At 52.1% G+C, this 19470-nt stretch carries 19 protein-coding genes; 10 read left to right on the top strand and 9 right to left on the bottom strand.

What is annotated here, in order from left to right:
• Positions 1–28: 28 nt before the first annotated feature.
• The 3 genes from ACYVK4_RS28700 to ACYVK4_RS28690 are packed head-to-tail and all read right to left on the bottom strand — an operon-like array spanning position 29 to position 3301.
• Positions 29–613 carry a biliverdin-producing heme oxygenase gene (locus tag ACYVK4_RS28700; protein ID WP_461131022.1) on the bottom strand — a complete coding sequence of 195 codons (585 nt, stop codon included), beginning with the start codon at positions 611–613 and terminating at the stop codon, positions 29–31.
• Complete coding sequence (locus tag ACYVK4_RS28695; protein ID WP_461131021.1) at positions 610–1041, bottom strand: response regulator; 432 nt, start codon at positions 1039–1041, stop codon at positions 610–612. Before ACYVK4_RS28695 ends, ACYVK4_RS28700 begins: the two co-directional genes overlap by 4 nt.
• A gap of 4 nt (positions 1042–1045) precedes the next feature.
• A complete protein-coding gene (locus ACYVK4_RS28690) occupies positions 1046–3301 on the bottom strand; it encodes an ATP-binding protein (RefSeq protein WP_461131020.1) in 2256 nt (751 codons plus the stop codon).
• 324 nt (positions 3302–3625) lie between these two features.
• Here ACYVK4_RS28690 and ACYVK4_RS28685 point away from each other — a divergent pair, with 324 nt between their 5' ends.
• A complete protein-coding gene (locus tag ACYVK4_RS28685) occupies positions 3626–4810 on the top strand; it encodes a hypothetical protein (protein ID WP_461131019.1) in 1185 nt (394 codons plus the stop codon).
• A 92-nt stretch (positions 4811–4902) separates the two neighbouring features.
• Here the strand turns inward: ACYVK4_RS28685 and ACYVK4_RS28680 are convergent, their stop codons facing one another.
• Complete coding sequence (locus ACYVK4_RS28680; RefSeq protein WP_461131018.1) at positions 4903–5562, bottom strand: outer membrane beta-barrel protein; 660 nt, start codon at positions 5560–5562, stop codon at positions 4903–4905.
• A gap of 165 nt (positions 5563–5727) precedes the next feature.
• Entirely contained in the window at positions 5728–7185 is a 1458-nt protein-coding gene (locus ACYVK4_RS28675; RefSeq protein WP_461131017.1) for a sulfatase family protein, read from the bottom strand.
• A 161-nt stretch (positions 7186–7346) separates the two neighbouring features.
• Between ACYVK4_RS28675 and ACYVK4_RS28670 the strand changes: the two genes are divergently transcribed.
• The gene (locus tag ACYVK4_RS28670; protein WP_461131016.1) at positions 7347–9107 is read left to right on the top strand and encodes a DUF885 domain-containing protein; all 1761 of its coding nucleotides are present in this window, start codon (positions 7347–7349) and stop codon (positions 9105–9107) included.
• Positions 9108–9115: 8 nt separating this feature from the next.
• Here the strand turns inward: ACYVK4_RS28670 and ACYVK4_RS28665 are convergent, their stop codons facing one another.
• Positions 9116–10108 carry a GRP family sugar transporter gene (locus ACYVK4_RS28665; RefSeq protein ID WP_461131015.1) on the bottom strand — a complete coding sequence of 331 codons (993 nt, stop codon included), beginning with the start codon at positions 10106–10108 and terminating at the stop codon, positions 9116–9118.
• Positions 10109–10240: 132 nt separating this feature from the next.
• Here ACYVK4_RS28665 and ACYVK4_RS28660 point away from each other — a divergent pair, with 132 nt between their 5' ends.
• The 5 genes from ACYVK4_RS28660 (at position 10241) to ACYVK4_RS28640 (ending at position 14519) form a co-directional block, all read left to right on the top strand.
• Positions 10241–10684, top strand: coding sequence for a DMT family transporter (locus ACYVK4_RS28660; RefSeq protein ID WP_461131014.1), 444 nt, complete (start codon positions 10241–10243; stop codon positions 10682–10684).
• 66 nt (positions 10685–10750) lie between these two features.
• Entirely contained in the window at positions 10751–11374 is a 624-nt protein-coding gene (locus ACYVK4_RS28655) for a hypothetical protein (protein WP_461131013.1), read from the top strand.
• 161 nt (positions 11375–11535) lie between these two features.
• Positions 11536–12801, top strand: coding sequence for an MFS transporter (locus tag ACYVK4_RS28650; RefSeq protein WP_461131012.1), 1266 nt, complete (start codon positions 11536–11538; stop codon positions 12799–12801).
• 138 nt (positions 12802–12939) lie between these two features.
• Positions 12940–14274, top strand: a complete 1335-nt coding sequence (gene argH, locus ACYVK4_RS28645; RefSeq protein WP_461131011.1) for an argininosuccinate lyase — start codon at positions 12940–12942, stop codon at positions 14272–14274.
• Positions 14275–14288: 14 nt separating this feature from the next.
• On the top strand, positions 14289–14519 hold the full coding sequence (locus ACYVK4_RS28640) for a hypothetical protein (RefSeq protein ID WP_461131010.1): 231 nt from the start codon (positions 14289–14291) through the stop codon (positions 14517–14519).
• 71 nt (positions 14520–14590) lie between these two features.
• Here ACYVK4_RS28640 and ACYVK4_RS28635 read toward each other — a convergent pair whose 3' ends face one another.
• The gene (locus ACYVK4_RS28635; protein ID WP_461131009.1) at positions 14591–15454 is read right to left on the bottom strand and encodes an SMP-30/gluconolactonase/LRE family protein; all 864 of its coding nucleotides are present in this window, start codon (positions 15452–15454) and stop codon (positions 14591–14593) included.
• A gap of 198 nt (positions 15455–15652) precedes the next feature.
• On the opposite strand from ACYVK4_RS28635, the gene ACYVK4_RS28630 reads away from it, so the two are divergent.
• Complete coding sequence (locus tag ACYVK4_RS28630) at positions 15653–15862, top strand: hypothetical protein (RefSeq protein ID WP_461131008.1); 210 nt, start codon at positions 15653–15655, stop codon at positions 15860–15862.
• A gap of 71 nt (positions 15863–15933) precedes the next feature.
• Here the strand turns inward: ACYVK4_RS28630 and ACYVK4_RS28625 are convergent, their stop codons facing one another.
• A complete protein-coding gene (locus ACYVK4_RS28625) occupies positions 15934–17184 on the bottom strand; it encodes an MFS transporter (RefSeq protein WP_461131007.1) in 1251 nt (416 codons plus the stop codon).
• A gap of 59 nt (positions 17185–17243) precedes the next feature.
• Here ACYVK4_RS28625 and ACYVK4_RS28620 point away from each other — a divergent pair, with 59 nt between their 5' ends.
• Entirely contained in the window at positions 17244–17909 is a 666-nt protein-coding gene (locus ACYVK4_RS28620; protein ID WP_461131006.1) for a phosphoribosylanthranilate isomerase, read from the top strand.
• Between the two features lie 59 nt (positions 17910–17968).
• Positions 17969–18745, top strand: coding sequence for a carboxypeptidase-like regulatory domain-containing protein (locus tag ACYVK4_RS28615; RefSeq protein ID WP_461131005.1), 777 nt, complete (start codon positions 17969–17971; stop codon positions 18743–18745).
• Positions 18746–18840: 95 nt separating this feature from the next.
• Here ACYVK4_RS28615 and ACYVK4_RS28610 read toward each other — a convergent pair whose 3' ends face one another.
• Complete coding sequence (locus ACYVK4_RS28610; RefSeq protein ID WP_461131004.1) at positions 18841–19263, bottom strand: Hsp20/alpha crystallin family protein; 423 nt, start codon at positions 19261–19263, stop codon at positions 18841–18843.
• Positions 19264–19470: the final 207 nt, after the last annotated feature.

Raw genomic sequence — 19470 nt, 5'->3', positions numbered from 1 at the left:
AGTGAGCGGCTGACGTTCGCTCGTTCATCTATACGGCAAACCGGGGCTGATTTGACCGAAAAACGGTTTGATACAGGCAAAAGGCCCGACCAGCGGCATCGACTACGTCATTGGCAGTAGGGGTGCCTCGTTCTGTCAGAAAAGCCCCGAAACGTTTCCAGTTGCCACCGGTGGCCGGGCCATAACCCTGATAGAAGCGGGCATGCGCCAGCAACGGACGGATGGCCTCGTTCTGCTGCAATAACCGGGCAATCACGGTGCCGCCCAGCATGGAGCCTTCTCCCACATAAGCGGCCCCCAACAGATCCACCGGCGACCATTCGGCAAAAAGTCCGGGCTGCAGCGAGGGCAAGGGCTCATTCAGGTAAACAAGGTCAGATTCCAGCCAGGACGTTTTCCGACGCGTATCGGGTTGGTACTCCTCAAAAAAATCAGGATAACGGTCAATGGCCGTTTCCAGCGCCTGGTGAAAGACCAAGTGAGTACGAAGCAGATGGCTGTACTCCATGGCCGACAGGCTGCCGGTTCTGAGTGCTTCTGTATAAAAAAGTTGCTCCGTTTGCTCGTGAGCAGGCCGGGTTTCGTGCCGCAACCGATCCAGTAAAGTACTCATCTATGGTCTATTCGAATGTTGTTTTCCAGCCAGAACTCACATAATTTTTCCAGAACAGTGCCCGTGGCCTGATAGGTGCCAGGTTTCACGACATAGGCATTGATGCCCGCTTCGTAGGCTGACTGTATATCTTTAGGGTTATCGGATGTGCTGAACGCAACAATGGGCAGATAGCGTGTCTTGTCGAAGGCCCGCGTCTGTTCGATCACATCGAATCCACTCAACCCGCTTAAGTTTAAATCCAGCAGCACCAGTTTCGGGAGTATAGTTTTCTGACTTTCGTAACGTCCCTGCCCCGTCAGGTATTCAAGCGCTTCGGCGCCACTGCTGATAACGGTATACGTAATGGGCCGTTTCAGCTTCCGGACCAGACGGCCAAAAATGTCCGCGTCGTTCGGATTATCTTCAACATAAAGTACGTCGGCCATATGCTTAAGAGACAGGGGGGGTTACTGGAAATGAAACGAAAAATGTGGTGCCCTGGTTTGGTTCGCTATGAAACCAGATCTTGCCCTGGTGCCGATTCACGATCCGTTTTACAATGGCTAAGCCCACCCCGGACCCTTCGAAATTACGGGCATTTTCTAATCGTTTGAACAATTCGAACATCCGGCCGGCCTGCTTCATATCGAAGCCAATACCGTTATCTTCAACGGAGTAGATCACCTCTTCATCCTGTTGAATACCCTTTACCCGCACCAGCCCCTGCGGTGCCAGCTGGGTATATTTAGCCGCATTACCGATCAGGTTCGTAAACAGCTGAAGCGTCATGGTTGGGTCGGCATTGATGGCTGGAGCAGACTCAATGTCGATTTGGAGCGAACGGTCTTTGTTGGTCACCATAATTTCCTCCCGAATACCCTCAAGCAACTGCTTCATGTCGACGAGTTGCGTATCCAGCTCGGTACGGCCCATGCGTGAATAGTATAAAATGTGCCGGATCAGCCGGCGCATTCGATCGGTTGAGTCGATCACTTTCTGAAACAGGGCCTTCGCATCGGGTGTAAAATCCTCGCCGTACTCTTCGAGCAGGATTTCCGAGTAACAACGGATCGACGACAGCGGGGTCCGTAAATCGTGCGATACGGTATAGCTGAAGGCGTCCAGTTCTTCATAGGCCAGTTGCAGACGCTGGTTGAGCAACCTGATTTCATTGGCCTGCCTGGTTACTATCTGCAAGATATCCTCCCGCAGTTTCACCACCACCGAAACCTCAGACTCAGTCCACGGCTCTGATGTGTTCCGCACCAGTTCCGTCCAGGCCGCAAAACTGGTGCGGGGACTCAGTCGGCGAACACCATCGTCCGAAACGGTAATGGGCTTGTCGGGATTACCTGCCCACGTAACTTCTTCAATACGCTCAGGCTTGAACCAGAAGAGGTATTCATTCAACTCCCGCGATAACACAATGGATAACAACCCGGCTCCCACCGCCCTAAATTCCTTGCCGGGGGGATATATATTGGGGAGTTGGTTGGTCTCGTAGAAAGATTCGGTTCCTGTTTTGCCGATCCAGTCGGCTAAACCCCGAATGGCCTTCTCGTCCGGGGTCTGGCCAAGTTGATACACTTTGTCGTTAAACAAAAGGGCCGCTCCGGCTGCACCTGCTACGTCCAAAGCCGTAACGGAAAGTTTGGTCAGTGCCCGAACGACATCGTCACTTAACAGCAACTGCTCGTGCAGTTGCCGACCAGCCTGCTGGTACTGGAGCAGGTTCGTCTGGTCTTCTTTATCCTTTCGAAACTCCAAAGCCGCCGACAGCAGCTGACTAACGAACTTGGCGGCCTGTCGGGCCGGGTAATCCACAAACCGGGGCTGGCTGTTGTGGCAGGAGATCAGGCCCCATAACTCGCCCCGGTACAAGAGCGAGATGCTCATGGAAGCCTGCACACCCATATTTTTCAGGTATTCGATGTGCACCGGCGACACGGCCCTGAGAACCGAGTGCGTCAGGTCAAGTGGCTGATTTTCGGGCCAGTCGGGTGTTGTTAAAATGCGGGACGGCATACTGCCCGCATCGGCAATCAGCCGAACCAGATTCACTTTATAAAGCTCACGAGCCTGCCGGGGAATGTCCGATGCCGGATAATGCAATCCCAGAAAAGGCTCCAGATGTTCGTCTTTTTCTTCGGCGATGACCTGCCCATGCCATTCGGCACCAAACCGGTAGACCATCACCCGATCGAAACCGATAATGCTTTTCACCCGTCGGGCGGTATTCTGAAGGAGTTCGGTCAGCGTGCGGCTGGATTGCACCTCCGTTAAGGCCTGGGCAATCAGCTGCTGATTGATCAACTGGTTCTGGTCGTTGCCCATAGGCTCCCATTCCAGCAGAACAAGGCCCTGATGCTGGTGAATAATCAGGTTCCAGCTTTTTCCGTTCAGCACCAGCCGGTGCGGGTTCATGGACTCCCAGGAGTCATTTCGACGGCCTACATTCAGAAGTTCGATCAGACTGCGAACAGGCAGGTCTGTTTTTTCCAGCATTTTATCTATTGGCTGCCCCAATAGCTGAGCGGCCTCTATACCGGTCAGGTCAACAATGTTGTCGCTCGCATGAACAATGGAATACGTATCGGGTTGAATGGCCAGCAAGTAGCCATAGGACTGTATATGACCGAGAATGTGGATGGGCTCCCGTTCGCAGTTTGTTAGATCAATTGTTGTTGGAGTCGTTGTCGAAGTCATTTATAAATAGCCTATTACTGAAAAACGAAATCGCCCAGGCAAATAAACGACAACGATGAACCAGAAGAAATATAAACTTTAACAAATTGCAATATAATCATATAGAAATTAGCGTTCAATAAATCCTATCAACCGCACTATTTAGCTACGTAGATAAAGATAATAAAGAGGCTAAATGTTTAGCAACGAATGCATTAATTAAAAACAGGGCGAGAAGAAACGACGCCTGTCGATACGGATCGCGGTGAGTGACCGCTTACCTGTCTGCGCTCTTTCTACCAAAATTTTGTGTTACTTAAGGCCAGGTTAGCTCCACTCCAATTTATGCTCTTCCGCTGGCTTTTCCTCCTGGTGTTTCTACCGCTTTCGGCTTTGGCGCAAAAGCCTGTTTTGCCCGCCATGCACACGAATCCGGCAGCCGAACTGCAGGCATACCGGGAGAACCTGAACCTGCTCCGAAAGGACTACACGAATCAGCACCAATTGCCCGACCTGAATTTTCTGTTGTTCGGGATGGGTGACCGGTTGAAACTCATTTATCGAAAAGGAAGGTTGCTCAACGCCCTGACGGGCAACATTGAGGAACAATGGCGTGTGAAGCAGGAGATCATTGTCCCATCCGCCTATCTGGTTCATTTGATTCTGGAAGACGGCCAAACCATACAGATCCTGGAAGATGAAACGGGCGTGTGGCTTCTCCAGGCCAGCAAGAAGCCCAAACTGATTCCGGGAACGCGAAGCCGGGTAAATTTGCCTCGCTTTACGGGTAAGCGTTTTGCTTCGGTGCTACGAGTGCTGCATCATGAAGTCCTGATCAACATCATGCATGGTCGTCCCGTCCCCAATTTTCTTGTTTATCTAAAACCCCGATACCGCGATGCCGCGCTCATGGGTATGGTCCTTAAACAGACGGATAACCTACCCCTGATACATGACTGGATTATGGCCCTTCACGACCCCTTCGACCGAAACAGGCAGGGCAGCCAGGAAGCCGATAACCTTGGTGAAGTGTTATTCCTGGTGTCGCTGGTATCCGACAAAAGCCACCCGGTTGTACAGATGGCGCTGGATTCAGTCAGGAAATTTGACAGAGAGGATTACATCATCGGGCAATCCGACGAGGCAGAGCACGCCGTTTACCAGACCAAATGGCTGAAATATGGGCTCAAGTCGCTCAATTTGCCCGACCGCTACCGAATTCCAAGCCAGTATGACAGTTATTCGTCCCTGTTCTGGTGGGCCTACACCCGCGAACACGTTGACGGCAAACGATTGAGCGATGATTTGAATGCCCATTTCCCGTATCGGGTCTGGGCCGAAGATCATTTTTACGGCGAAAAACGAGGTAGTATCGGCAACCTCGATTATCCCTTAAGCTGGGAGCAGCGGGCCAGCAATGCACATTACCCCGGCCTTACGGTGCTGGACAAAGACCTTGTCAAACAAAAACTGGCCTTCCCGCACGCCTGGCACGCAGCCGAGATGTTCCTACGACTCATTGAGTACTAAAACGTGGAATGGTGGGGCAGCAGACTGGTGCAGTAATTAACTATTTACTCCACCAGTCTGCTGCCCCACCATTCCACGTTTAAACCAGCACCCTACCGCGATCCACCAATAGTTAGGCCCGCTTTAATACCAAAATACGTATTTTGAGCCGTCAGGGTCAGGCCGGTGGCGGCATTTTTAACACTGGTATCACTGATCAGATTATAGTCCGCTTCAACATGCACGATACCGTATTTAACGCCTATCCGGGCTAGTCCGCCCAGCGACACAGTAGCGGGCAATGGGTAAGCAACCGTTGAGCTGGTACCCTGTATGGGTATGTTTTGCTGGCTGGCTTCGGTATAGTACCCGCCAACGCCAACGCCAATAAACGGCTTGAGACCGGTGCCCGTGTTGAAGACATAATTCGCGGTTAACGCGCCCGACAGAATGGACTTGGCCTTAGTGGCATAAAAAATATCTTTGGACAGCGCTTCGGGGCGCTTGATAAATGCCTGTTCGAAGCGAAGGCCAACTTCCAGACTGCGTGTGAGTTCGTACTGCGGCTCGATGCTGTAGGCAAGGCCACCCTTCACGAAATCACTTTCCCCCATACCGTTTGCGGGTGAGACATAGCCCCCGGCTAGTTTGACTTTGAATGGCTTTGCAGATTTGGTCGACTTGGCGGGACTGGCGGGGGCCTGAGTGATAACCGTTTGAGCCTTCACAACGAAGGATGCCATCACCAGCAGGATAACGAAGAAATTACGCATGAGAAATTAAAAAGTGTGTACTTGAGTATGAACTGATTTCACGAATATCAGCCTTCACCCGACAAATATCATCATTTCACCAACAAGTGAGTGAATAATCAACCAACGGGTAACGACCGCTTATACCTTATACAACTTATGATCCTATTCCGTTGCAGAGGGTTGCTATTCGTCCAATAAAATCATTCCCGTTTTAGTTATCCAGGCCCGTGTGGTCGACTGGAATTTGTCGATCTGATCGCCCCCACCCTGCCGACGGGGGTCACGCTCCTGCTCCATCCACGCATCCAGCCGCCTGCGTAACTCCTTCGTTACGGAGCTGTAGGCCGCTTCCTGAATTCGGTTGTGGATGTTGTCGGGATCACTTTTCAGCACATACAATTCTTCGGCGGGACGCTTGCCGAACCCCATGGCAAACAACGTATTCACAGACGGGTCGTTTCGATGGTCCATCATATACACTTTGGTTGGGCCGCCGTCTACATCGCCATATACCGATGGCGTGTTGGGAATGGTTTCATCACCGGCGGGCATGCGCTCTGGTCGAAAATTGCGAATGTAGAGATAATCTTTTGTGCGAATGGCGCGCATCGGGTAGCCAGCCCCATAGTCGAACTCGGATCGGCACAGACAATGCCGTTCGCGCTCCAGAAATACTTCATTTCGGTGGCTCGCTTTCTGCCCGTTAAGCACCGGCAGCAGGCTGATACCGTCCAGCTCAGGCCGCTGCTTAACGCCCGCCCAATCCAGAAAGGTAGGCATCAGGTCGATGAGATTTACGAACGAATCATTGCGTTTGGGCTGGAGACCTTTTTTACCAAACGAACTGATCAGCAACGGAACCCGCGTGCCATAGTCATACAGGTTCGCTTTGGCGTGCGGAAAGGGCATGCCATTGTCAGAGGCCACCACAATCAGGGTATTTTCCAACTGGCCGGTAGTTTCCAGCTTTTTCAGCAATTCGCCAATCTCACGGTCCAGATGTTCCACTTCCGAGAGGTAATCGGCCACATCGCCACGGACTTCGGGAACATCGGGCAGGAATTTTGGCAAATGAATTCGCTGCGGATCGATACCCGTTTTTTTTCCATCCCCCAACTCGAATGGCCGATGGGGGTCGTTGGTGCCAAACCAGAAGAAAAAAGGCTGATCGGCGGAACGCTGGTCGATAAAGACCGTGAATTCAGCCATTTTACCAGCGGGATTTTCGGTATATCCCATCTTCTTAAAATCGCCGGGCGCCCAGCCTTTACGGTCAAACGCTACGGAGTAGCCTTCTTTTTCCAGCAACTGCACATACGTCGGCATGCTGCGATCGAGACGCCCGCACAGGTTAACGCCTTCGCCAAGGTTATGCGGATAACGGCCCGTCAGGATAGCCGCCCGCGAGGGTGTGCAGGACGGCGAAGCGCAGTAGGCATTGGTAAAAACGGTGCCGTGCTGTGCCAGCCTGGTTAAATTAGGGGTTTTAATGGTTTTATCGCCGTAGATGCTGGCGTAGGGATAACTCCAGTCATCGGCCAGAATGAACAGAATATTGGGGCGTCGGGGTTTCTGGTTAAGCGCCAGCAGACCAAGTGCCAGCAACAAACCTCCACTGATCAGGAGAACGACTTGTTTCATAAGCAATAAATTTGAGGGGAAAATAAGCAGAAAATACTCCGCATTCGTCGTTTCTATTTTTTCGCACCGTACCAGCTGACGCCTGTCGATTTCCGGCATCTGGTCCAACAGAACTATTTTACTGCTATATTAGAGAGTACGTATTAAACCCACCAGGTTACATGTCCTTCTCTCTACGCTCCGGTACGGGCTTATGCCTGCTGCTCCTCTGTTTTTCTATATCGCTCCGGGCGCAAACACCAACACAGCAATTGCATCAGGTCATTGACAGTACGTGGGCTTTTCGCCTGAGAGAGCATCCGCTACTGGCCGTTTCGGCCGGAAAAAAGACGCAGATCGAGCGCTTAAGTCCCCAGACCGAAGCCGCTTTTGCCCGGGAGACAGCCTTTTACCGGAGTCAGCTGGCCAGGCTCAAGTCGATTCCGACAGCCACCCTATCCAGCGTAGACCGCGTTAATGGCGAGTTACTGGCCTATACGCTGGAAGAAAACATTAGCCATTACGACCTGAAAGCCTACTTAAATCCGATTACCGCCGAATCGGGGCCCCACTCTTACTTACCCCTCATACAATCGCGTCTCACTTTTCGCACCACCGCCGATTACGAAAGCTATATCAAGCTGCTGTATTCGTTTCCTACCTACCTCAACGAAGTTGTCGGGCTGCTGCGCGAAGGATTACGCATAGGCATGACGCCCCCCAAAGTCACCCTGAAAGGGTTCGAAACAACCTACCGCACCCATATTGTTACCGACCCTACCCAGAGTGTTTTTTACCAGCCTTTTTTACGCTTGCCCACCTCAATGAGTGAGGCAGAGCAGGCCCGTTTGCAGCAGGCGGGGCAAAAAGCCGTCATGGACGGAGCCGTTAAAGCCTTCCGGCAGTTTGGGGCGTTTATGGATGCAGACTACCTGCCGGGTGCCCGCACCACACTGGCGGCCAACGACCTGCCCAATGGCAAGGCTTACTACCAGCAGCGGGTTCGCTACTATACCACCCTCGATCTATCGGCGGATGAGGTTCACAACATGGGCCTGCGCGAGGTGGACCGCATCCAGACCGAGATGCAGGCCCTCATCACAAAAACCGGCTTTAAAGGCTCCTTTCAGGATTTCCTGACATTCCTTCGTACCGACCCTCAATTCTATGCCAAAACGCCCGTTCAATTGCTGAAGGAGGCCAGTTTTATTGCCAAACAAGCTGACGAGAAGCTACCCGCTTTCTTCGGGAAGCTGCCCCGGCAGCCGTATGGTGTGGCGCCCGTTCCCGACGCGCTGGCCCCGAAATACACCAGTGGCCGCTATTCCGGCTCGCCGATCAGCAGCAAAACCCCCGGTTACTATTGGGTCAACACTTATGACCTGCCCAGCAGACCCCTGTACACTTTGGAATCCCTCACCCTGCACGAGGCAGTACCGGGCCACCACCTTCAATCGGCGCTATCGCAGGAACTAACCGGCCTTCCCGAATTCCGAAAGCAGCTCTATGTCGATTCCTTTGGGGAAGGCTGGGGACTTTACTGCGAGTGGCTGGGCAAGGAGATGGGCTTCTACAAAGATCCGTACAGCGATTTCGGGCGGCTCACCTTCGAGATGTGGCGCGCCTGCCGCCTGGTTGTCGATACGGGTATTCATACCAAAGACTGGACCCGCCAGCAGGTGATCGACTACCTGTCTTCACACACCGCCTTATCGATCCATGACTGCACCACCGAAACGGATCGGTACATCTCATGGCCCGGTCAGGCACTTGCCTATAAGATTGGTGAGCTAAAAATAAAGGAACTACGCCGGAAAGCGCAGACTGCCCTCGGTGCAAAATTTGATATACGGGCCTTCCACGACCTTATTTTAAGTCAGGGAACCGTGACCATGCCGGTGCTGGAACGCATCGTGGACGAGTACATCCAGTCGGCCCGATAGAAGCCGCTTCACTTGGCATAGATGATCAACACCAGGCCCAGCACATAACAGACGCCCATAAGCGTCAGATAACGGCTGGAAACCGCCGGTGCGCCCCGAAACTCATGCCAGATAAAGACGCCCCACAAAACAGCGACGATGGTAGCGCCCTGACCGAGCCCGTAGCTGATGGCATAACCAGCCTCACCGGAAGCCAGCAAACTCGACGCCATACCCAAACACCAGATAACTCCGCCCAGCATGCCGATCCGGTGGTTTCGACGGCTCACATCGCCATAGCCAATTTCACCATCGGCGGGCTTGCTGGCAAACCGACGCAAAACCGGCAGAAATAAAGGCGTACTAACCACAACACCCAGTGCAAAGAGTACCAAAGCGGTATACGGCGTTAGCAGCCCCGGGCCGGGGTTAGCAAAATCCGGCGCCATTGCACTGGCAACGAAATAGAAAAAGAAACTCATCAGAAAGCCCCCGATCAACGTGATCACCAACCCCTTCGTGCTCACCGTTTCATCGGTTACGGCTTTCGCCCGATACGCCAACGCGCTGAATACGATAGCCAGGAAAATAAAAAATACGCCACCCGACAAGAGACTAATATTCCCCACCGGCGACCGGACGTAGTTGACAATTACGCCTAAGATCAAAGCCAGTCCGATGCCAACCGGCATGGCCACCGATAAACCCGCCAGTTCGATACCCACCACAATGAGTACATTGGCGATGTTGAAAACAAAACCACCCAGCAGGGCGTAGAGAATGCTTTGGGTGTCGGCCTGCTTAAAATCGGCAATAAACGACCGGCCCGCTGAGCCCAGGCTGCCGAGCGTGAAGGCAAGTAATATACTCAGTATCAGTATCCCATAGGTGTAATCACGGTAGAAAATTGTCGTTGGCACAGACTGGGTGGTTAATTTTTGGGTATTTGCCCAGGAACCCCAGCAAAGCATGGTCAGAAAACAGACGACCACGGCCAGCGGATAGTGAGAAATGATAAACATATTGAACTGATCCAGTTTAGGTTAGGTTTGTCGGGCAATCTACAAAATGCCTTAGTCATGACAAAGAATCTGTTCACCATAAAAGTTGACTGAGCGGTAGGTCTCATGTTGTAGTTACCTACCTTTGTTTTCATGAATTACATCTACATCCTCTTTGCCTTTTTGGTTGGTCTGGCGATTACAGTTCAAGCCGGTGTTAATGCCAATTTGCGACAGGCGATGGCTAGCCCTATTCTGGCCGCGGCCATTTCGTTTGGCTCCGGTCTGATTGCCCTTATTCTGCTTTTTTTCGCGTCCGGCTCACCAACACCCTCTGTGGAGGTAATTAAACAGGTGAGCTGGTGGAAATGGACGGGCGGTGTGATGGGAGCCGTTTATATGATAACCGTCATTGTGAGTGTACCAAAAATTGGCACGGCGAACCTGGTCAGTCTGAGCGTAGCAGGTCAGTTGGTGGCAGCCATTATCCTCGACCATTATGGTCTGATGGGTTTTTCGCTGCACCCGGCCAACGGCTGGCGATTACTCGGTGTTATGCTCATCATAACGGGAGTGCTGCTGGTGGTAAAAAACTAAACCCGTTTCTGTGGGGTTTACTGCTCACAATTGCTGCCTCAACACGCGCTCAAATCTGTGGGTTTTATGATCAACTACCGCTTTTATCCGTCCCTTCTCAATGTCTTTTCACGCTACATTCGGGGTGGAAACCTCTCTGTTCAGGAGCTGATCGACTCCATCAACCGGGTGCCTACGCCCGGCACGGCCGCTCAGGAACGGGGCGTTTCGTTTGAAGAAGCCGTTGTAAAAGGGACGAATGAAGAACGCTTTGACCCGGAGGTGATCAAAAAGGTCCGGAAGCTGCTCCCCCGCCCTATTGTCGACACTCAGGTGTACTGCCAGTGGGAAATTGACGACGTGCTGTTTTACGGTTACGTTGATCTGATAGGCAAGTTCAAAGCCGTGGATTTGAAAACGACAGCCTCCTATCAGCCCGGTCGCTTTCAGCATAACCACCAGAACCTGTACCTCCACGCACTTAAACGAAAGGGCATCAAGCTGATGGACTATGTCATTGCCGAATTCCAGCCGGGCGGCACCACCGAAGTGCATGTGGAGAGCTACACCCTCACCCATCCCATCGAGAAGCAACTGGAAGAAATCCGGCTCTTGAAATCATTTCTGGAAGAACACCGCCCCCTGATCACCGACCCGAAAATATTTGTTGCACCCGGCGAAGATGCCGACGCCCGCCGAAAATCCCGATGAATTAACGTGAATTTTTGCTGATTGGACTACCGGTTTTTTGTCGGCATGACAAAATCAACCTATTAAAAAACAACTATATCTAGCTACTGTCCACGTTAAACCAATAAGTTTCCCTGACATTCGGTGGGGTTGTCTGCGAGCTTTCGTTGTACCTTCGCACCATGCTTCAGCGCACCCTGCACCTGTACCAGCGAGCGTATAAAGGCCTTTCGCCTTCCGTCTGGCTTTTGGCCGGTGTTATGCTCATTAACCGCTGCGGCACCATGGTGTTGCCGTTCATGACGCTCTACCTGACGCAGTATCTGCATTATTCCGTTCAGGATACGGGCATCGTGATGGCGGTTTACGGACTCGGCGCCTTTGTCGGCACCTACCTCGGCGGCCGTCTGACCGACCGGTTTGGGTTTTACTATATTCAGCTTTTCAGCCTTCTGTTTGGTGGGTTTGCGTTGATAGGCCTGCAATTCGTTGTTAACTTCTATGCACTTTGCGGGAGCGTTTTCATCTTCACACTCTTTGGCGATGCCTTCCGGCCCGCCAATCAGGCCGCGATTGCTTTTTATTCGGAGACCGAAACCCGCACCCGCGCTTTTTCCCTGAACCGGCTGGCCATTAACCTCGGCTGGTCCGTTGGGGGTGGCCTCGGGGGCTGGATCGCCAGTGTCAGTTACGACTTGCTGTTCTGGGCCGACGGCCTGACCTGCCTGGCAGCGGGCCTCGTTTTGTGGCTGCGCCTGCCCGTTCCAGACAAAATACCCGTTCCTGCGACCGAACCTACACGGGCGGATAGCCCCCCGACAATAACCACCAGCCAATCACCTTATCGCGACAAGTGGTTCGTTGCCTTCGTTATCTGCTCCTGCCTGTACCTGATGGCGTTTATGCAGTTATTTTCCATTGTCCCCTTATTTTTCAAGGAGGTCATGCAATTGGGTGTGGGCACCATTGGCAGCCTGACCTCCCTGAACGGGATGATCATTGTCTGCGTCGAAATGACGCTGGTATATAGTCTGGAACAACGCCAGTGGCCTAAAACAAACCTGATCGTGGTTGGGGTTGTCCTGACCGCAGTGGCGTATGGTGTTCTGGCACTGACCGGCTGGTTAACCATCCCGAACATGGCCATTGCCCTGGTCTTCATTGGGGTTGGCACCATGAGTGAAATGCTGGCGATCCCGTTTATTCAGTCCTTTACGGTGGAGCGATCCCGTCCGGCCACGCGGGGACAATACCTGGCCCTGGCCTCAATGAGCGGAGCCCTGGCACAAACGCTCTCTCCAGCCATTGGCTCCCAGCTGGTCGCTCATTTTGGGTTTACGATACACTGGCTGGCCGTTGCCGGCATCAGTCTGGTATCAGCGGGCGGGTTCTGGCTACTTGGCCGACAACTGAAAAATCCGTTTCCAACCGTCGATCCCATCGCCTGAGAAATTGTCTGCCCAATTTTCTTTACGACCTTTGCAAAAAAAGCGAAAGAGTGAGAGAGCAAAAGAGTGAAAGAGCGATCTGGCTTGACCGCTCATTTACTCTTTCACTCTCTCGCTCTTTCATTAACTCATTCACTCTTGAAACTCTGGCAAAAAGAAGGCGTCAGTACCGCCGAACAAATTGAACGCTTCACCGTCGGCCGCGACCGTGAAATGGACCTTTACCTGGCTCCTTTCGACGTGCTGGGCAACCTCGCCCACGCCCGAATGCTGGAAACCATCGGCCTTCTTTCTTCGGAAGAATTAGCCATGCTGGATGATGAATTGAAAATTATCTATCAAAAGATTCAGGCAGGCGAATTCGAGATTGAAGAAGGCGTGGAAGATGTTCACTCGCAGGTCGAGCTGATGCTGACTCGGGTGCTGGGCGATGTGGGCAAGAAAATTCATTCGGGTCGGTCGCGCAACGATCAGGTACTGGTCGATTTGAAACTCTTTACCCGCGACCGTCTGTGGCGCGTTGCCGAAGCTGTCAAAACGGTATTCGACCGGCTGGTGAGTCGGTCGGAGCAGCATAAAAATGATCTGCTGCCGGGGTATACACACCTGCAAATTGCCATGCCGTCGTCGTTCGGACTGTGGTTTGGCGCCTATGCCGAAGCCCTGGCCGACGACATGCTGACCCTGCAAACGGCCTACCGGCTGGCCAACCGCAACCCGCTCGGCTCGGGCGCAGGTTACGGCTCGTCGTTCCCGCTCAACCGCACCCTCACAACCGAACTGCTGGGGTTTGAAGGCATGCACGTCAACGTCGTTTACGCGCAGATGAGCCGGGGAAAAACCGAACAGACTGCCCTCACGGCCCTGGCCGCCATAGCCGCCACCATTTCGCGGATGGCAATGGACATTTGCCTGTACAACAGCCAGAATTTTGGTTTCCTGATTCTTCCCGATGCCCTGACAACGGGCAGCAGCATTATGCCGCATAAGAAAAACCCGGATGTTGCGGAGCTATTGCGGGCGAAGACAAACAAAATGAAGGCATTACCCATGGAGGTAACGCTGGTGATGAGCAACCTGCCCTCCGGCTACCACCGCGATATGCAGTTGCTGAAGGAGATTCTGATGCCTGCTTTCGATGAGTTGCTGGATTGCCTGAACATTGCCGACTTCATGCTGGAGCACCTTCAGGTAAAGTCCAATCTGCTGGATGACCCCAAATACGACTTACTCTTCAGCGTCGAGCGCGTGAATGAGCTCGTGTTGCAGGGCGTTCCCTTCCGCGAAGCATACCGAACCGTCGGCAAAGAAATTGCCGAACATACCTACAGCCCCCCACGAGAGCTGCATCATACCCACGAAGGCAGCATCGGCAATCTGGGTAACGACCTGATCGAAAAGGCCATGGGCGAGGCAATGACTGGCTTTGGCGCCGAAAAAGCCCAAACCGCTATTCAGCAGCTGCTGGCGTAGATACCCTAATTCTTATGAGCACACTACCCGAAAAAACCCAGGCCGATCTACGGCGCATTGGCGGAGAGCTTTCCCGTATATCGTTTGAGGTGCTGACCGTCGTAGGGATTGGCGATGAGGATAATGCCAATCACAAGCGGCTAACGGAGGTCATGGACTTTCTGGACCAGGCCATATCCGGATTAGCCGAAATCATCACCGGTGATGCAGATGATGAGAACGAAGACATAGACGACGAGTATTGACACCCCCTCACAACAAAAACCCGCACCGACAGTAGTCTATCGGTGCGGGTTTCTGCATAGCCGGTTCCTGCTTATTCGACGTGATAAGCTACCAGCGAATTTTTATAGAATGTTGGTACGATCAGTAATTTCTTTTTGGCGATGTAGTCAATATCGGCCGAATTGATTTTCTGGTCGCGGGTGTCCATCAGCTGCACCTTGGTCCCATCGGTACCGATATGGAATAGCTGGCCACTCCAGTCCGACACAAAATAATTCCCCTTTCCTTCCGGCACAATGCCATCTGTATTGGCCATCCCGTCGGCCAGTTTAGTGATTGCTTTCGTTGCCAGATCAACAGATTGCAGGGCCCCGATCTTCGTGCTGCCGATCATAAGCTTGTCTTTGCCCACTGCCAGCAAGCCGTTCGGTTTGTTGAGTTGCTCGCCTTCCATCCAGACTTCCCATTTGTCATCTTTCAGGCGATAGATTTTATCGTTGCGGTTGTCGGAAACATACACAGTGCCATCGGTTGCCACCGTCACATCGTTCAGGAATGGGTCTTTTCCTAACGCATCCCAGGTCTTTTCGGCCTGTCCATTCTCTGTATTTATACAGATCAGCCGGTAGACGTCCGTTACATAGAGCCGTTTTTTGTAAAGCCCCATCCCCTTGGGTGCATTTAATCCGGACGTCCAGTGCAGGTTCTCAACTTTACCATCGAGCGTCACTTTGGAGATGAAGCCGCTGCCGTCGAGAGCATCAGGTTTGCCGTCGATATTGGCGACATAAATTGTGTTCTTCCCGTCGTACAATACCGACTCAGGCGTACGTAAGGTTGTGTCCGTTTCCCATACCTTCACTAACTTCATCGGTTTGGGCCGGGCAGGAGGTGTCATAGATACCAGGCCAGCTCCGGCAATGACGGCCCATACAAAAAGGGTAAAGTGTTTCATATTATAATTGATTGTCAAGCGATTAAATTTTTTAGAAAAAATTTTGTTGTATCATGCCGGGACAACAGTTGCCCTCTGGCACCTAGCTAAAAGAAAGAATATAATTTTTCTAACCAGGGCGAAATAAATTACATTATACATAAAAACAATAGAGTAAAGAGGGTGTTTAAAAAACTCGCACGCAAACAACATAAGATTATGGAAACGGCTCAATTCCGCTCGTACGAGATGCAAACACCAGTTAACCAACTCAAAGCAAGCATCCGCGACATGGTCCGGTTGCAACGTGATTATCAGGTCTCAGATGAGTTATTCTGGGAATTTTTCAACGCCCGCGTTCTGCTTAACGAGCAGGTAGACATTGATGAATTTATTTGTGACTTTCACCTATCGCCAGCTTACGCCTGACTGCCCTTTGAAGATAATGTAGCGTGTAGAATAGATGATTGTCTGTATTTATTCTACACGCTACATTATCTTCAGCTCAACCGAACGGAAAACAGAGCCTTTGATTTGGCGTAGACATAGGCCACAACGACCAGCGTTACCACCCCGCCCAGCATGACCGATGGCACCGTGCCCAGCAAACGGGCCAGTAACCCCGACTCAAATGCCCCAATCTCGTTCGATGAACTCACGAAGATACCGTTCACAGCCGCCACGCGACCCCGCATGTGATCGGGCGGGAAAATTTGCAGGATCGTTTGGCGGATAATAACGCTGACACTATCGAACGCGCCGGTTAGCCCTAGCATGATCAGCGACAGATAGAAATTCGTGGACAGCGAGAACACAATGGTAGCCACTCCAAAACCGGCCACTGCCAGCAGCATGTTGCGCCAGGCATTGTGGGTAGGTGGGTGTTTGGTCATATAGGCCATCGTTAGCAAAGCCCCTACGGAGGGAGCCGCCCGCAGAAAACCCAGCCCTTCAGCCCCTACTTTCAGAATATCTTCGGCAAAGACCGGCAGGATAGCTACCACGCCCCCAAACAGGACCGAAAACAGATCGAGGGAGATGGCGTAGAGAACAATTTGTGTCTTGAACACGAACCGGAACCCTTCTTTCAGACTTTCGCTCAGCTTCAACACCGGCAAATCCGTAACGGGCGTTGGTTTACGCTCAATGAGCGAGATCAGCAGAAAACAGAGAAGGAGAAGGACAATGACCACGATCAGGGTATTATCGAACCCAACCCAGCTATATAAAAAACCCGCCAAACCCGGTCCGATGATCGCCCCGGCTTGCCAGAATGAGCTGCTCCAGGTGGCCGAATTGGCGTAAAGTGGCCGAGGCACTAGAAACGGCTTCAACGACGAACTCGCCGGTGAATAGAACCCTTTCGCCGTACCGATCAGCATCAGAACGCCGTAAATAGTCCCCAACCGGGCCGTTTGGGATAAACCCGCAGCAAACGCCGGCTGAAAGACGAGGTAGAGAATAACCGACCCGACCAGAATAACCAGCAGACTCCATTGCAGAATCCGCTTCTTGTCCCGACGGTCGGCCAGATGCCCGCCGAAGAGCGACAGGGCGATGAACGGGATAGCTTCAGCCAGTCCAACCAGACCCAGCATCAGCGGGTCGTGTGTCATTTTATAAAGTTCGTACCCCAGAATAACTTCCTGAATCAGCAGCGTAGCCGTGATCAGGAAACTGTTCATGACGAAATAGCGAAATTCAGGAATGCGGAGAGATGCGTAGGTATCGACTGGAGCCTGTTGAGCCATACATTTGTCGGCGTATACTATTTTTATCGCCCGAGAGTTTGATTAGTCAACCCGAAATTATGCAATCTCCGTTCCGAACCCGAGTTAAAATTTGTTGTATCAGCAGCATTGCGGAAGCGCAACTGGCTATTCGTCTCGGTGCCGATGCGCTGGGGCTGGTAGGCCGGATGCCCAGCGGCCCCGGTGTGGTAGCCGATGACCTGGCCGCCGGGATCGTTCAGGCGACCCCCCCACCGCTGGCCACGTTCATGCTCACCAGCGAAACCACCGTGGCCGATATTCTGGCTCATCAACGGCGCGTGGGTGCCAATACCATTCAGCTCGTCGATGCCGTTCCTGCCGATACCTACGCGCAGCTTCATGCTGCCTTGCCAGCGGTCAAACTCGTTCAGGTCATCCATGTCATTGACGAACAAAATCTGGAGGAAGCCCTTCTGGCCGTTCAGCGCGGTGCCGACGCCCTGCTCCTCGACTCAGGCAACCCCAATCTGGCCGTGAAAGAACTGGGCGGCACCGGGCGAGTGCACAACTGGGACGTAAGTCGGCAAATTGTGGAGCAGTCGCCGGTACCGGTGTTTCTGGCGGGTGGGTTAAGTGCCGCGAACGTTCGGGAAGCGATTGAAACGGTACATCCGTTTGGCCTTGACATTTGCAGTGGCGTACGAACCAACGGTCAACTGGACCCGCAAAAACTGGAAGCGTTTATGAACCTGATAAATCGTTAACTTTAACAATTGATCATTTATCCTGACAATTCTGAGCCAGTCTCCTAAACGGGTCGATTATGCGCAGCCTTACCATCCAGATACCAACGCCCTGCCACGAAGCATGGGACAGTATGCAGCCGACCGACAATGGCCGTTTTTGTGCCAGTTGCCGGAAGACAGTCGTTGATTATACCGCTCTTTCAGATCAGGAACTAGTCCGTGTCCTGCATAAGATGCCGGATTCAAGCTGCGGGCGTTTTCGACATGAACAGCTGGACCGCCCGCTGCCTCTGGCGAATCGGACCACAAACACGGTCTGGCGTCATTGGATCGGCCTGCTGACGCTGGGTTTGTTTGGCTGGCAAACTGCCCGGGCTCAGGTTAAGCCAGTCAGTCAATCAGTTCCGCCAACGTCTGTACGGCCGGATATGGCCATTTCGCCCCTGCCAGCCCGGCAAACTGTTAGCCCGCCAACGCTGGTGACGATTGATGGCCGGGTTATGCATCAGGATTCCAGTGGCAATCTGTCACCATTGGCCGATGTTTATATCTCCATTACGCAGGCCGATAAAACCTGGCGAACGCAAACGGACAGTTCGGGGCTGTTTACGGTATCTGTTCCTGCTCAGCTCCAGCCTACCGACCTAACGCTGGCAGCCCACACCGTTTCCTCTTTTCATATTCCCGGCAGAACGACCTTTACGGTATCCCCATCAACCTGTTCCGTTGTCCTGAAAGATATTGTGCTGATCGAGCCCAGGCCTCGTCAGACGATTAGTATTACGGGTGGTGGTCTAACCCTGGTTCGAACACCTTCGCGCTGGCAGAAATTGAAACAGAAGCTCTTTCACTAGCCTGACAAGGCATAAAAAAAGTGGTGACGTATGCCACCACTTTTCCAGATAAACGACCTGTTCAATCAGATCATTTTTTTATCACCCATTCGCCCTTAGGCCACGGTGATCTCTTTTACCAGTTTCTCTTCTTTTACCTCAACTTTGGGCAGTTCAACCGTCAGGATACCATCGGTATAAGCAGCCTTGATGGCGTCAGCGTTGACTGATTTGGGTAACTTGAAATTGCGTTCGAACGACGTGAAGCCAAACTCATGCCGGGTAAATTTATCGGCCGTCTCATCGGTTTTTACTTCCGATTTGTAAGCAATCGTCAGCTTGTTGTTTTCCACGTTGATCTTTAAATCTTCTTTTTTCAGGCCGGGAGCGGCCAATTCAAGAAGAAAGCCTGTTTCGTTTTCTTTAACGTTTACGGCCGGCACGTTAGGGGTAGGATTATAATACCGGTTAACAACGGGACGGTTGTAAAAAGGGTTAAAGAAGGTTGGGAAGTTGTTATATCGAACTAAGGTTGCCATGATCTTATTTAGTTTTTAGTGTTGTTTACTGTCAAGCACAAACACTATTAATCAAATCCTGTACCAGCTCCATTAATCGCCACATTTGCGCCATTTTGTCCTGTTTCAGCCTTTATTCGTCAGCGATATATGACAAAATGACTTGATTTGTCTTATTTTACTCTAGTAAGGCTGCTATACTGTCGGATTGAAAAGAATCAAGAAGCC

This window comes from Spirosoma aerophilum (genome assembly GCF_054782495.1).
Note: the sequence above shows the minus strand (reverse complement) of the source record. Positions and strands in the feature narration are given on the sequence as shown.